Genomic DNA, 13,800 nt, shown 5'->3' on the forward strand with positions numbered 1-13,800 from the left:
GCTATCACGCATCGGCGCTGCCGGGTGCGTGATATGAACGGTACGCTCCGTCCTTCAACACCGGTACGCAACGGCTCGCGTCCAGCGCCGCGGCAAGCCGCACATCCTCCGCGAAACCCCTGCCGATCAACTCCTTGCCGGACCCCGACCCCCTGAGGACCGATTCCAGGTCGTCCCTGAACGCCTCGAAAACCCGGGCGGCGGTTTCGGCTTCCGGTGACCGGGTGCCTTCCAGCGCATGAATGACGGCCCCCGCGCCGATCAGGTCCTCGATCGCGGGCCTGAGGGTTTGCTGTTGCTTCCAGCGCTCACCCGCGGGGATGATGCTGATGCCGGTCTCGTACTGCCGCAGCACGCCGGCAATGGCCGTTGCATTCCGGATACAACCGGCGAAAGTGGGGGTATCACCGGTCGAGAAGGATAGCGTAGACCCATTGGGAGAGGGAAGGACCAGGGCTGTATCGGCTGGGATGTCCAGCAGGGAGGAGGGGGACAGTGAATAACCGCCCCCTTCGTATTCCCGCGTGGCATTGGCCATCAGGGCATTCCGGGACCTGGCGTAGGCCGCTGCCGATTGGTCCCTGCTGCGGTAAGGGTAGACCAGCGCGCCGTTTCCCGCGGCAATGTCCACACTGGTAGAAAAAGACAGGACATCGACGATGACTACGGCCCGGGTGACGGGCAGCAGTTCCTGGAGCCCCTCCATGCCCCACTCGCATCGGATATCGAAAGATCCCTGGTCAAAATACATCGGAAGCTCGCGGTCAGGCTGGTCGGCCTAGGCGCTCGACTGTTCTTCGCGTGTCATGTTACGCAGATACCGGTTCAACTTGTGGGTCTCGTAACGGAAATCGTCGATGTGCCGGGCGATCGTGGACAAAAGGATGACTACCTCGTGCAACTCGCCACGCAGTTCATTCAGTACCTCGTTGGTCTCTTGTACTTCCGTGTTTCGCATGAAGTCTCTCCCGAATCGGTGCGGACTGGCCTCAGGAATGGATGCGTTCAGGAATGGAAGCCGGTGCGCAAACCGAGATGCCATCATTAAATAGGATGTATAGTTACTATATAGTTTATTATTATTTCAAACGGAAGTTTAATTCACTTTTTTTGTTTCATTGCGGGAAGATGACCCCGGGCCGGCTTACGCCTGCCGGGGCCTAAGCTTTCTGACCCGCGGTCTCCAGCGTGAAGGTCTTCCTGCCATCCAGTCCGCACGCCACAGGATAGGTTTTCTCCCCGGGGCCGCCTTTGCCGGGAACGTAGCGGACATGGGGCGGGAAGTAAGCGTAAAGGGCGGTATTGCGTGGGTGGGGGGACCGGTTGGGGCCGGATCCGTGTACCATCAGGCTGTGGAAAAAGAGTGCGCTGCCGGCCTTCAGCGGCACCTCGATCTGCGGGGCATTTTGCAGGTCGCGCTCGTGCGCGGGTTCCGCATCCTGTGCCTGCGCGATAAGACCCCAGTCTTTCAGACCCCAGGTGTGGCTGCGCGGGATGACTTTGAAACAGCCGTTCTCGGTCGTGGCGTCGTTCAGGGCGATGCTGACGGTCACGAGCGCGGGCGGTTCGATGGGCCAGTAGGCCGAGTCCTGGTGCGGCGCGTGGGCGGAACCGTGAAAAGCCGGTTTGAGCATCAGGGTGCTGCGGAACAGCAGCAGGTCGGGACCGAGCAATTCACCCAGCACCCGGAGCAGCCCGGGATGGACGGAGAGGGCGCGAAAGAACGGCGAGATTTCCCGCGTGTTTTCGATTTTCCTCAGCACGGGCAGGCCGTCCGGCCGGTTCGCGCCCTTCGCGTAGGGCTCGCGCTGGAATTGCGAGGAGGCCGGATCGCCGGCGGATTCGAGTTCCGCAGACAGCCGGTGCAGGCGTTCGATTTCCTCGCGACATCCGGCCAGTTCGTCTCCCGACAGCACGTCTTCGACGACCAGGTATCCCTCTTCCTCGAAAAAGGCCTTCTGTTCAGCCAGGCTCATCATCGCCAAGTCCCCCGTGTTCTGTACCGCCCGTATATCCAATAAGCCAGTGCAGAAAGGCCGACAAGATCGCAAACGAAAACGGGCAGCCGGTAGACCGCCACTTCGTCGTAACGCATAACGGCGCCGCTGGCCCCCATGGCGGCGACGAGGAACGAGATGCCCACGAGCCGCCTCGCCCACCGGTTCCCGACTAGCGGGGCGGCCAGAATGCCGAGCAACGCGGCATGGAATATAACAAACCCTGCGTATCCGTTTCTCGTGGCCTGGTCAATCTCCCATTCGTACCGGAAGAGCCAGATCATTAAGACATGAGCGAAAACGATTAGCGCGACCGGCGTCATGTATTTCGGCCGGTGCCGGTCCGCGGCGACCAGGACCATATTCGCGGTCAACCCGGCGTACCCCACAATTGCGGCGAGAAAGGTAATCGTTTCGATTTGCATTGTTCGAGGGTGCACTAGTGGGGCCCTGGTCTTCCGGGTTCGCGAATACATGGGCCGGGATCGCGAATACGTAGGCTACGGCCGATTTAATGCATCTTTTTTGGCGTTCAGGAGTCCAATAGAGTAGTACAGGCAGGCATCGAACACGTGATTGCATCACGGCCACGATCGATTGCCCGCCAATGATCAAGGATTCGATATGACTCCGGCGCCCCGCGGGAGCATATCCAATCATCTAAGCGACGGCATTCCTTGCCGCTTCCCATGCGGCCGCCCAAATGCCGTCGCTTTCTTTTTTGCTAAATCCTGCGCATGGCCCGCGACCTGGCGCCCGGAAGCGTCAGGCCCTCCTGGTCCGCCCACATGGTCAGCACGTTCCAGCCTTCCTGCGCGCGGCCGCTGTGGGCGTCCGTGGGCCGGCTGTTGCTGCGGCCGCGCACCTGCCGGATATACTTCCTGTTGTTGAGCAGTTCGATGGTCAGCACGTTTCTGGTCGCTCCGGACCCCAGGTAATCGACCTTCATGGACCAGATGGACCGGGTCCCATTCGCGCAGGAGGTCAGGTACGAGGCCACGCAGTGCTTCATATGCTTGCCCTCGTAGGCCAGGTCCCGGCTGTTGCGGATCTCCTCGATGCGCCAGGTCCGGATCTCCCCCGCCCTTTCGTCTTCGTCCACCCACGTGTATCCATCTACCCCGCAGGATGCCCACTGGCGGGGTTTCCTGGGCTGAGATCGATTCAACCCGCGATGCCAGGCGTCCACCCGCCGCAGCATGGATTCGGGCGTGCGGCCCTTCATGGTGAAATCCGGTTCGGGAGGATCGATGGCGCGAACGGTACCGTCCGGATCCCGTTGCTCCTGGACGACGGTCCTCCGGTGATGGACGTAGTCTACGATCGGACCCACGTGCGCCACGTCGAGCATGGGATGGTTCACGAAGAAGTGCAGCACGGTCTCCCAGAACGGCCCGTCCTCGAACCTTTCCCCGAGCATCGAATCGCACACCGCCTCCGCCAGCAGGTCGTCGCCGCCCATCCCGATCACCTGGGCCCAGCGAAGGGCCATGTCCACCGTGTATCCGGACGGTGCGGACAGTATGAATTCGTGGGCCATGCGCTTGGTGAATCGCAGTGGTATGGCGGCCTTGCGGATGTTCTGGCCGGTACCGACATGAACGAACCAGTCCTGCCGCGTCCTCGCCTCGGATTCCATACCCGCAAAAAAAGCCGTGTCCATGCATGCGGGCACGTCGTATTCGGCCAGGAGATGGCGCGCCAGCGCGCCGAACTGCCGCCGGCCGTTGTGGCTGTCCGGTTTCCACGCCTCCACTTTCCGGATCCAGCGGCCGTGCCAGGCGGCCAGCGACGCCAGCCCGTCCACGAAATTGTTGGCCGGCTGCGGTCCGTATTGGGGTACGACCGGCTTGAGATGAAACAGCCTGCCCTGTCTTTCGACGTGCAGGAGAAGCGCCAGGAAGGCGGACCGGGCCTTCGGATCGAGCAGCCCATTCTGAAAGAGGTAGCGCACCCGGAGCAGCACGGGACTGGTGAGTTCCCGGTCGTCGACCTCGCCGCCGGCGATCCGCTTCAGCAGGTCTTTCCGGCGCCGCCGGTGCTGGCTGGCGGAGGACCGGTCGGCTTTCTCCCGGCTGCGTGACTGCTGCTCGATCCGGATCTCATGCCGGCGTTGCGCCTTGCTCTTCTGAAGGCCGTCTCCGGCGCTGTGCGCCTGGCACCACGCCTGGTACTCCGCGACCGTGCCCAGGCCCAGGGCGGAGATATGCGCTTCGAGTTCCGCGTCGATCCGGTGCTGTTTCGTGGTCTTTTGCGACGAGGCCAGTTCCCGCCGCCGCTGCGGAAGGGTCTTGTTGAGCCGGACGTTGAAACCGTTCTCCCGGCACCAGGTCCGGTAGGCTTCCACCGTAGCCAGGTGAAGCGAACGGAGATGCCGGCGCATCGGTGCGCTCAGTCGCGGGTCGGCCTCGAGATGGGTCTCAGGCATGGCGTATCCTGTACAGGTTGAGTCCTCCCGTTACTGTACACCAATGCGGATGTATTCGGCAACTGCTTTCACGTCCCGAACGGGCCCGGCGGCGGCTTCCGGGTCACAGCCTGTTTGCGGGAAAGCCGGGGCTGGCATCGCAACCCAGGACCACGGGCCCGGCGATGAGGACGAAGGCGGCTAGAAAACAGCGGGCCGTACGAACCACGCGAGGCATGCGGGCAGCCCTAGATGTGGATTGCCGCGCCTTCCAACCCGGCGGCGGCTTCCATGACCAGTTCCGACAGCGTGGGGTGGGCGTGAATGGTCTTGTGGAGTTCCCGGGTGGTCGATTCCAGCGTCCGCGCGGTGCAGATCTCCCCGATCAGTTCCGTGGCGTCCGCGCCGATGATGTGCGCGCCGAGGATCTCGCCGTACTTCGCGTCCGCGATCAGCTTGACCATGCCGTCCGTCTGGCCGGCTGCCACGGCCTTGCCGCTGGAGCGATAGGGCATTCTGAAAACCTGGATTTCTCGCCCTTCCGCGGCGGCCTGCGCCTCGGTAAGGCCGACGCTGGCGACCTGTGGCTGGCAATAGGTGCACGCGGGGATGTTCTCGCGATCGATGGGCGCCGATGGATGGCCCGCGAGCCGCTCCACCAGGTTGATCCCTTCCGCGGAAGCCTTGTGGGCGAGGAGGGGCGGGCCCGTGACGTCGCCGATGGCATACACGCCGGACACCGTCGTCCGGCACTCCTCATCCACCTTGATGAAGCCCCGGTCGGTTTCGACGCCGAGTGCTTCCAGCCCGATATCCTCGATATTCGCGTCGCGGCCGATGGCCAGGAGCGTGACGTCGGCTTTCAACGTTTCTTCCTCCCCGTCGACGGTTACGGTCACCGAGGTGCCGTCCGAACCCGATTCGGCCGATTCGACGCGCGCCCCGGTCTTGATCCCGATGCCCAGTTTCGCGAAGCTCTTTTCCAGCGTTTCGCTGATTTCCTCGTCTTCAACGGGCAGCAGGTGAGGCAGCATCTCGACGATGGTGACCTCGGTGCCGTAGGCCGCGTAATAGTAGGCGAACTCCACGCCGATCGCACCGCCGCCGATGATGGTCATCGATCCGGGCGGCTCTTCGATCAGCATGGCCTCGGTACTGGTGATGATCCGCTTTCCGTCCACCGGAACGGCCGGGATCGCCTTGGAGCGCGAACCCGTCGCCAGGACGATCGAACGGGCGTTTACGGTCTTTGTTTCGCCCTTGCCGTTCGCCACGTCGATGGAAGTGGCCGAAGTCAGGCGGCCGTGGCCGCTGACGAGATCCACCTTGTTCTTCTTGAGGAGGAACTTGATGCCGCCGGCCAGTGTGTCGGCGGCCTTGCGGCTGCGCTGCACGGCCTTGCCCATGTCGAATTGCAGGTTGTCGCAGGAAATGCCGTAATCCTCGGCGTGGCGCAGGGTCAGTACGAGCTCGGCATTCTTCAGCAGCGCCTTGGTGGGAATGCACCCCCAGTTCAGGCACACGCCGCCGGGCTTGTCCTTCTCGATCACCACCGATTTCAAGCCCAGTTGGGCCGCCCGTATCGCCGAAACGTACCCCCCGGGCCCGCCGCCGACCACTGCCACGTCGTAGATCTCTGATGCCATGTCTGACTCCGGTAAAATGTATGAATTCCAACAGCCCCTGAAGCGCTGGTATAACTAAGGCGCAAGGCCCTGAATGTCAAGATAATTCTCTTGTCTGCCAGGGCTTTACGTTGTATCATGAAAAGGAGCGGAAGACCGATGAATACGGGCCTCGGAGCGCGCATCGAAACGACCGGACACATGACCCTGGAAGCCATCACCACGTCCATCACACACGAGCGTATCACCGAGCTGATCGAAGGGCTCGTCGCCATCCCGTCGGTCACGGGAAACGAACGGGCACTGGGCGACATGCTCCACGGGTTTTTCGGCGAGATCGGTCTTGTCGGGATCCACCGGATTCCGGTGGAGGATTCGGGCGACACCCTGGCCGTGCGAATTCCCGGCCGCGGGAACGGCCGTGCGTTCATGCTCAATTTCCACCAGGATACCTTCGATGCGTGCGATGGCTGGGAGACGGACCCGTGGTCGCCCGTGGTCAAAGACGGATGTCTGTACGGACTCGGCGCGCACGACATGAAGGCCGGGGCGGCGGCCGTGCTCGCCGCGGTGGAGGCCATCGTTCGGTCCGGGGCGGAACTGGCCGGCGACCTGATCGTCTCCGCCACGACCGACGAGGAGAACTGGTCCCGGGGCGCCCACGCCCTGATCGACAGCGGGCTGCTCGAGGGGTGCGAAGGCTGCCTCATTCCCGAACCCACGCCGCCGGGACGCCTGCGCATCGGTTCGCGGGGCCGTCACGTGATCAAAATCGACCTGGCGGGCAGGACGGCCCATGCCGCGTACACTGGAGAGGGCGTCAACGCCGTTCATGACGCCGCGACGATCATCACGGCCCTGGACCGGATCGAACTGGGCTGGAACGAGGAGTTCGAACTCGGCGGCACGATCTGCGTCATCGAAATCAGCGGGGGGAGAAACATCATCCTCGTGCCGGAACACGCGCGGGTCGTCCTCGACCGGCACATACTGCCCGGGCAGTCGATCGACAAGGCCGTGGAGGACATCGAGGCGGTGATCCGGTCCCTGCCGATCGCGTCCGAGTGGCGCGTCTCGTGGGACGACCGGCCCACGCCCGCGCCGGCGCCGTACATCGTGGATCCCGGATCGAAGTTCGTCCAGACCACCCGGAAACGGGTCGAGGAGCAACTCGGCCGGCCGGTGCGATACGCCCTGGCAAGGAGCGTGGCCGACACGAATCACTTTGCCGTGACCGGGGGCATCCCGACGCTGGTGTACGGACCCGAAGGGGGAAACACCTGCCAGGCCAACGAATTCGTAAATATCGAGTCCACCCTCCGTGTCGCGCGAGCCTATTGCGGCATCGTGATCGACATGCTGGGAGTCGCGCGTTAGCCCATCATGTTTCAACGCCTACTCATCGTCGCCTTATTTATAGTGGTCGCGATCCTGCTCGTTCGAACGATCGCGAACTGGTTCAACCGGGGAGGCTGGATCGGTAGGGGACAGTCGGAAATAAAGGGCAGTTGGGCGGTAGTCGAACCGCTGGGAAGGCTTGGTAGAGCCGCCGAACACACCCTGAAATCGTCGTTGAAGCTCGAAGACGAAAATGATGTGAAGAAGGTGGCGGTACTGTTCGACGTGGCGCACCGTACCGTCCGGGGCCTGCCTCTCGATGCCGACGAACTGCGTGTCCTGGCCGACGGGGCATCCGAGCCTGTCCGCGCCTTACTCTACCGGGACAAGGCAGTACACGCACCCGGGTGGCTGCTGTTCGCCGCGGATCGCGTGCAGGACGTCCACCCCGACATGTACGCGTACGAGGTCAAGCGGCTCACCCTTACGGCCTACCGGGAAATCTTTCCGTCGGACGGGGAAACGGTCCTCCCCCCGGAGCGGTCCCTGGCGCCGGTAGCGTACGGGACGCCGCCGCCGGTCGGCGATCAGTACGGCCACCTGGGCAGCCTGGGTGCGGAATATACCCGAGACGCGGCCTATGTCTCCCTGCTCGAGTGCCCGGCAGAGGCGCTGCCCGACGAGGCCATGGTGCCCCTGTTGCAGTTGCTGATCAAGACGGAGGACGAACCCGTACCGGATGGCGAGACCCCGGTCGACGAACTGCTGGCTCGATACGATGACCGCCTTTACGCGGCGGCCGTCCACGCCATGAACCGGCCGAAGCCGGCTGCAGCGGATGGTCCGCCTGCGCCGGATGGGAAAGACGGGCCAGCCGCAACGGACAGTCCGGACGGGCAGTCCGGACCGCCTGGATCGCCCAGACCGGGTGCGTACTCGCCCGCGCTGTTCCGGCTGATCGGCGCGTGGCCGCGGTCATCGGCGGAACCGCTGTTCCGCGCAGCCCTCGAATCGGGTTGGAATGACTGCGCGCGCTTTCTGCCTGAATCGGGATGGGCGCGGGACCTGAAGGCCGTGTTTCGAGACAGTCCCTACGGCGCGCCGGCATAGGACGGCTGATTGGAGAGGGTGCAGTGCAATAAGGACAGCGCCACGACGAACCGGAGGATGTGACCGCCATGCGAATATCTACGAGACCCCTGCCCGGATTCGGCATGGAGATATCCGGCGTCGATCTGTCGGAACCCCTGGAACCTGACGTCATGCGGGAAATCCTGCGGGTGTTTCACATCCATGGCCTGATCGTGATCCCCGGCCAGGAAATGACCTTCGACCGCTACGACGCCTTCACCAGGGAGTTCGGCGCGCAGAAGCCCCATTTCCTGGATCACCTGCGACACGAGAACCATCCGGCCATCCTCAACCTCTCCAACATTTTCGAAGACGGACGTCCGATCGGCGTCTACGAAGGCGCGGCCTTCTGGCACACGGACGTGGCCTACCAGGACCCGCCCAACAGTTCCACGGTCGTGTTCGGCCGGCAATGGCCCGACGGGGGCTGTCCGACCTACTTCGCCGACCAGATGACCGCCTACGACGATCTGCCCTTGAAGATGAAAGAACGGATCGACAACCTGTCCGTCCTGCATCATTACGGCAACCGGGCGGACATGAACGAAGAGTCCTCGACCTCGGCGGAAAAACTGACGCTGGACCAGAAGGACCGGGTCGAGAACGTCTACCATCCCCTGGTCAAGCGACACCCGGTCACCGGCCGCAAAGCGCTCTACGGCGTCTGCGGCAGTTCCTTCGGCATCGTCGGCATGCCGGACGACGAAGCCTTCGATTTACTGGATGAACTGGCCGCCCACGCCATCAAGCCTCAATACGTGACCGAGTACGACTTCAGGGTGGGCGATGCCGGTGCGTGGGACACCTTCTCGACATTGCACAAGGCCACGGTGCTGGAACCGGCCAGCAGTCCCCGCGACAGCCGCCTGCTCTGGCGCATCAGCGTGACCGGGCTGCCGCCGATGATCGAGCGGGAACGGGCGGCTACGCCCTGAGCGGATTCCAGCGCCACGTAAGACAGGCAGGATCGACATGCCCAGAAAAAACAGACCCCACAGCACCACAGCGCCGCGACGGCAGAAGTCGAAGCGCGGACGGCGGACTGGCCTCCCCGCGCATGGCGCCGATGGCATGGCCGGTGATGACATGACCGGTCATGGCCTTGCCGGTGACAGCCTGGCCGCTGATGGCCTGGCCGATGATCCCGCTGATGCCGTCGTTCCTGCTGATACCGTCGTTCCTGCTGATGCCGGCACACCCGCGGAAACCGGAACGGTCCAACCTCCGGCGGGACGAGTTCTCGCCGTGGATTACGGTGAAAGACGCATCGGGCTCTCCCTGAGTGATCCGGCCGGTCTGATCGCCCAGGGGCTGGAGACGATCCATACGGCCGGCACGGACGAAACCCTCGCATCCATTGTGGACATCGTCGAAGAACATCAGGTACGGGAGATCATCCTGGGACTGCCGGTCCACATGGACGGGACCGCGGGCGAAATGGCCGGGAAGGTCGAGGCGCTGGCGGACCTACTTCGAAAGAGGGTGGCCTGCGAGGTACGTACGTGGGACGAGCGGTTGACCAGCGTTTCGGCCCGTCGGGCCATGCATGAAATGGGCAGCACGGCCCGGGGAAACAAAGGCAGCCTGGACCGGATCGCCGCCACGTTGCTGCTGCAGAACTACCTGGATTTCCGCCGGGGGTCGATAAAGGAACCGGATTCACGCCCATGAAAAAGCTACTTGCCGCTGCCATCGTCCTCGTCGTGCTGGCCGGAACGGCCGCGCTGGTCGTGGCTTACCAGTTCTCCAACCTGGCGATCGAGCGCGACACCGTCATCCAGTACACCGTCGAACCCGGCATGACCCTGTCCGATGTCGCCGGGGAACTGGAGGACCGGGGCGTGGTACGTCACGCGATCCTGTTCGAACTGCTGGCGCGTTACAGGGAAGTGGGGCACGGCATAAACGCGGGACGTTACGAAATCGAGACCTACATGGATGCCGGTCAGATCCTGAGCATGCTCGTCGAGGGCAGGATCGTGGTCAATCGCGTCAACGTACCGGAGGGCCTGACCATCCCGGAAACGGCCCGGGTCCTGCGGACGAGGATCGGCATCGATTCCACCGCGTTCGTACAACGGGCCGCCGATCCGGAGAAAGTGCGATCGCTGGGGATCGAAGCGCCCACCCTGGAAGGATACCTGTACCCGGCGACCTATAACATGTACCCGGACATGACGGTCGATGACATCCTCAAGCAGATGACGTCGCGACATCTGCAAACCATCTCCGAGGAATACCGTAAGCGGGCGGAAGAACTGGAGTACAGTTTACACGAGATCGTCACCCTGGCTTCCATCATCGAACAGGAAGCGGTGGTCGACGACGAAAGGGACGTCATATCGGGGGTTTTTCACAACAGGCTGCAGAGGGGCATGCGACTGGAGGCCGACCCTACGGTCCAGTACGGGATCGGCAGTCCGAACATGAGACTCTACGAGAAGCACCTCTCCCACCCGTCGCCCTATAACACGTACCTGCACGCCGGGCTTCCTCCGGGACCGATCTGCAGCCCCGGCGAGGCGTCCATACACGCCGCGCTCTATCCGCAGGACGTGCCCTATCTCTTCTTCGTAGCCCGCGGGGACGGCAGGCACATCTTCTCCGTGACCAACCGCGAGCACAACCGGGCACGGGCCCAGGTCAGACGGCAACGCAATTGATCCCGACGAGTAAATTCAATCTCGACGAGTAGAATCAATCTCGATGAACGGAACTGACCCTGGTGATGTTTGTGTTGGATCGCTGGCAGCCGTCAAACGGCCGTGTATCCGCCATCCACGACCAAGGTATGGCCGGTCACCATGGCGCTCGCGTCGGACGCGAGGTAGATGATCGAACTGGCGATCTCGTCCGGCTCGGCCAGCCGACCTAGCAGGATCTTCTTGATATTGGCCCTGAACCCCGGGTTCTCCATCGCCTTCTCCACCATGGGGGTTCGCGTCATGGTCGGCGCCACGGCGTTCACGGTGATGCCGTGCTCCGCCCATTCGGCGGCCATGGACTTGGTCAGCGTGCACACGCCGCCCTTGGCCGCCGTATAGGCCGCCCGAAGCGGACCGCCGACGACGCCCACCTGGGAGGATACGTTGATGATGCGTCCGCCGCGGCCCCGTTCGATCATGTGCGCGGCGAGGGCCTGACTGAGGAAAAAGACGCTCTTCAGGTTCACGTCGATGATCTCGTCGTATACTTCCTCGGTGACTTCGAGCACCGGCATGATCCGGTTGCACCCGGCGTTGTTGACCAGGATGTCGATGTCTCCCGCGTCGGCGAGCACCTGGTCCACGAATGCTCGGATCGAGTCCACCTTGCCCACGTCCACCGTATGAACGGCGCAATCGCGGCCCATCGACCGAATCTCGGAAGCCACCAGCTCAAGGTCGGCCCGGGTTCGGCTTCCAATGGCCAGGTCGGCGCCCGCGCGGGCGGCCCCCAACGCGACGGCCTTGCCAATGCCCTTGCTCGCACCGGTGACGATCATGGTTTTGCCTTCCAGGGAAAACAGGGATGTATCGGACATTGAATCCTCCGGTCATGCTTGGTCATGCTTGGTCAAGCTTGGTCAAGCTTGGTCAGGCTTGGTCAGGCTTGGTCAGGTTTGGTTATGCCGGGCCCTGTCCGGGACATGCTCGGACATGCATGGGATACGCGTGGCCCGGGAACCATGGAAGCCACGCGGTCAACTGGCTGACTACGGCGGAGCAGTGTACATTCGGGACCGGATTTCGTCAATCGATTTCGGCTGTTGCCGCGGCGCCGCATGGCGCCTTAGCCCTTGCATCCGGCGCCTGCGCCGGTTACTTTACGCCGGTGCGCCGGCATGGTACGCCGGCAAGGGTGCGCCGGCAGGTTTCTCCCGTAGTTTTCGTGTGATTCAGGAAGCCGGTTTCAGCACGTTCCGCCACGATCCGTCCCTCAGGAATCGCGCGATCAACAGGCCGTAGAAGGGGACGTACTGCACAAAACGGACCCACGTTTCCTCTTCCCAGGTCCCCGTGAGGACGAAACCAATCACGACATGGTAAGAAAGGGCGGCCAGGCCGGATAGCAGGATCCAAGCCGGATTGGGGTACAGGCAGAGGAAAGGGATGATCCAGACCAGGTACCAGGGCTGCACCGTGGGCGTTAGCACGAGGTAGCCGCCGAGTAGCACGAAGGCCGAACGGAACGGATCCGTTATCCTGGCCGCGCAGTACGCGGCCAGGGCGGCAAATAGCAAAGCCGCGATGATCTTGGAGGCGTTCAGCGAATCCGTCAGATAGAAGAAGATCGAGAAAATACTGTCGTTGAACCGCCATTTGTCGCCGTAGACCAGGAGGCCGCTGAACAGGTCCGGTCCGGCGCCGAGGTAAGGCAGGTAGCCGGCGAGCAGCAGGACTGGAAGCAGCCAGAAAGGCCTGATGCCGCGTATTTTCCGGTAGAAGGACGGTACAAGCATGACGGTGAACCACTTGGCGAGCATGGAAAGGGCAAGCCAGGCAACCGCCCGGGCCGGACGTAGGCCGTCCACGGCCAGCAACGCGGCGAGCATGAGGAGGACCGGCAGCGAGTCGTTGTGGCCGCTGCCCGCAATTTCGACCAGGACGAGGGGATTCCAGGCGTATATGAGCACACGCTCCCGCGGAAGGTTCCGGCGACGAAGCATCAGGATCGTGAGGATGATCACGCCCACGTCGCACAGGGTGAAGAGCAGTTTCATCGAAGCGGGACTGTACCACAGGTACGCCGCGGCCATGAAAGCCACCTGCATCAGGGGCGGATAGACCGTGGGGACGTCCTTGTTGTTGATCCCCCCATGGTATTCATCGCGGAGGTGGGCGATTTCGTCGCTCTCCGGGGCGTACACGTAGGGATTGACGCCATGGAACTGCATCCTGGCGTCCCAGAGGTACCGGTAGATGTCGTCGGACAGGGTGGGCGGACTGAACTGCAGGATGACCCGGCAGAGGATGGCCGCGGCCAGGATGAACCAGAACGTACTCCGGTCCGGTGCCGCATCGGCCCGGACCCGGTGGACGACGGCGACCGTATAGGCGACGAATGCCGCGGCGAAGGGGATCCAGAACAGCAGCAGGGCGTCCGGCAAGGCCACCATCGAGGACAGGAAGTCAGGCAGGAACGTGTCGGGATCGAACGGCCCGCCTGGACCGCCTGGTCCGCCTGGCCCGATCAGACCCGCCCGCAGGTCGCCGATGGCCACTATGACGACACATGCGGCGACGAGCAGGAGACCGGGGATGGCGGTCGGGGCAAGCCGTCCAGCGAATCCGGCCCGGATGCTGTAAGCAGAAACGGACAT

At 63.1% G+C, this 13,800-nt stretch carries 13 protein-coding genes; 5 read left to right on the forward strand and 8 right to left on the reverse strand.

What is annotated here, in order from left to right; genetic code table 11:
* Positions 1-4: 4 nt before the first annotated feature.
* The 6 genes from OXH56_09030 to lpdA form a co-directional block, all read right to left on the reverse strand.
* Complete coding sequence (locus OXH56_09030) at positions 5-751, reverse strand: 2-phosphosulfolactate phosphatase (GenBank protein ID MCY3555449.1); 747 nt, start codon at positions 749-751, stop codon at positions 5-7.
* A 27-nt stretch (positions 752-778) separates the two neighbouring features.
* Entirely contained in the window at positions 779-958 is a 180-nt protein-coding gene (locus tag OXH56_09035) for a hypothetical protein (GenBank protein MCY3555450.1), read from the reverse strand.
* Between the two features lie 202 nt (positions 959-1,160).
* Entirely contained in the window at positions 1,161-1,979 is an 819-nt protein-coding gene (locus OXH56_09040; protein MCY3555451.1) for a phytanoyl-CoA dioxygenase family protein, read from the reverse strand.
* On the reverse strand, positions 1,976-2,422 hold the full coding sequence (locus tag OXH56_09045; GenBank protein ID MCY3555452.1) for a hypothetical protein: 447 nt from the start codon (positions 2,420-2,422) through the stop codon (positions 1,976-1,978). Before OXH56_09045 ends, OXH56_09040 begins: the two co-directional genes overlap by 4 nt.
* A 299-nt stretch (positions 2,423-2,721) precedes the next feature.
* Positions 2,722-4,425 (reverse strand): PcfJ domain-containing protein, encoded by a 1,704-nt coding sequence (locus OXH56_09050; GenBank protein MCY3555453.1) that lies wholly within the window; start codon positions 4,423-4,425, stop codon positions 2,722-2,724.
* A 227-nt stretch (positions 4,426-4,652) separates the two neighbouring features.
* Positions 4,653-6,050, reverse strand: a complete 1,398-nt coding sequence (gene lpdA, locus OXH56_09055; GenBank protein MCY3555454.1) for a dihydrolipoyl dehydrogenase — start codon at positions 6,048-6,050, stop codon at positions 4,653-4,655.
* A gap of 138 nt (positions 6,051-6,188) precedes the next feature.
* On the opposite strand from lpdA, the gene OXH56_09060 reads away from it, so the two are divergent.
* The 5 genes from OXH56_09060 to mltG all read left to right on the forward strand — a co-directional run bounded on the left by OXH56_09060 (position 6,189) and on the right by mltG (position 11,161).
* Positions 6,189-7,406, forward strand: a complete 1,218-nt coding sequence (locus OXH56_09060) for a M20/M25/M40 family metallo-hydrolase (GenBank protein ID MCY3555455.1) — start codon at positions 6,189-6,191, stop codon at positions 7,404-7,406.
* Between the two features lie 6 nt (positions 7,407-7,412).
* The gene (locus tag OXH56_09065; protein ID MCY3555456.1) at positions 7,413-8,477 is read left to right on the forward strand and encodes a hypothetical protein; all 1,065 of its coding nucleotides are present in this window, start codon (positions 7,413-7,415) and stop codon (positions 8,475-8,477) included.
* 68 nt (positions 8,478-8,545) lie between these two features.
* Positions 8,546-9,433 (forward strand): TauD/TfdA family dioxygenase, encoded by an 888-nt coding sequence (locus tag OXH56_09070; GenBank protein ID MCY3555457.1) that lies wholly within the window; start codon positions 8,546-8,548, stop codon positions 9,431-9,433.
* A 136-nt stretch (positions 9,434-9,569) separates the two neighbouring features.
* Complete coding sequence (gene ruvX / locus OXH56_09075; protein MCY3555458.1) at positions 9,570-10,169, forward strand: Holliday junction resolvase RuvX; 600 nt, start codon at positions 9,570-9,572, stop codon at positions 10,167-10,169.
* Positions 10,166-11,161 carry an endolytic transglycosylase MltG gene (gene mltG, locus OXH56_09080; GenBank protein MCY3555459.1) on the forward strand — a complete coding sequence of 332 codons (996 nt, stop codon included), beginning with the start codon at positions 10,166-10,168 and terminating at the stop codon, positions 11,159-11,161. Before ruvX ends, mltG begins: the two co-directional genes overlap by 4 nt.
* 92 nt (positions 11,162-11,253) lie before the next feature.
* On the opposite strand, the gene OXH56_09085 is transcribed toward mltG, so the two are convergent.
* Together OXH56_09085 and OXH56_09090 are read right to left on the reverse strand one after the other, a co-directional pair.
* Positions 11,254-12,021, reverse strand: coding sequence for a glucose 1-dehydrogenase (locus OXH56_09085; protein ID MCY3555460.1), 768 nt, complete (start codon positions 12,019-12,021; stop codon positions 11,254-11,256).
* Between the two features lie 354 nt (positions 12,022-12,375).
* Positions 12,376-13,800: a hypothetical protein gene (locus OXH56_09090; GenBank protein ID MCY3555461.1), complete on the reverse strand. Its 1,425-nt coding sequence runs from the start codon at positions 13,798-13,800 to the stop codon at positions 12,376-12,378.

It is taken from the genome of Gemmatimonadota bacterium (assembly GCA_026702745.1).
Lineage (GTDB): Bacteria > JAAXHH01 > JAAXHH01 > JAAXHH01 > JAAXHH01 > JAAXHH01.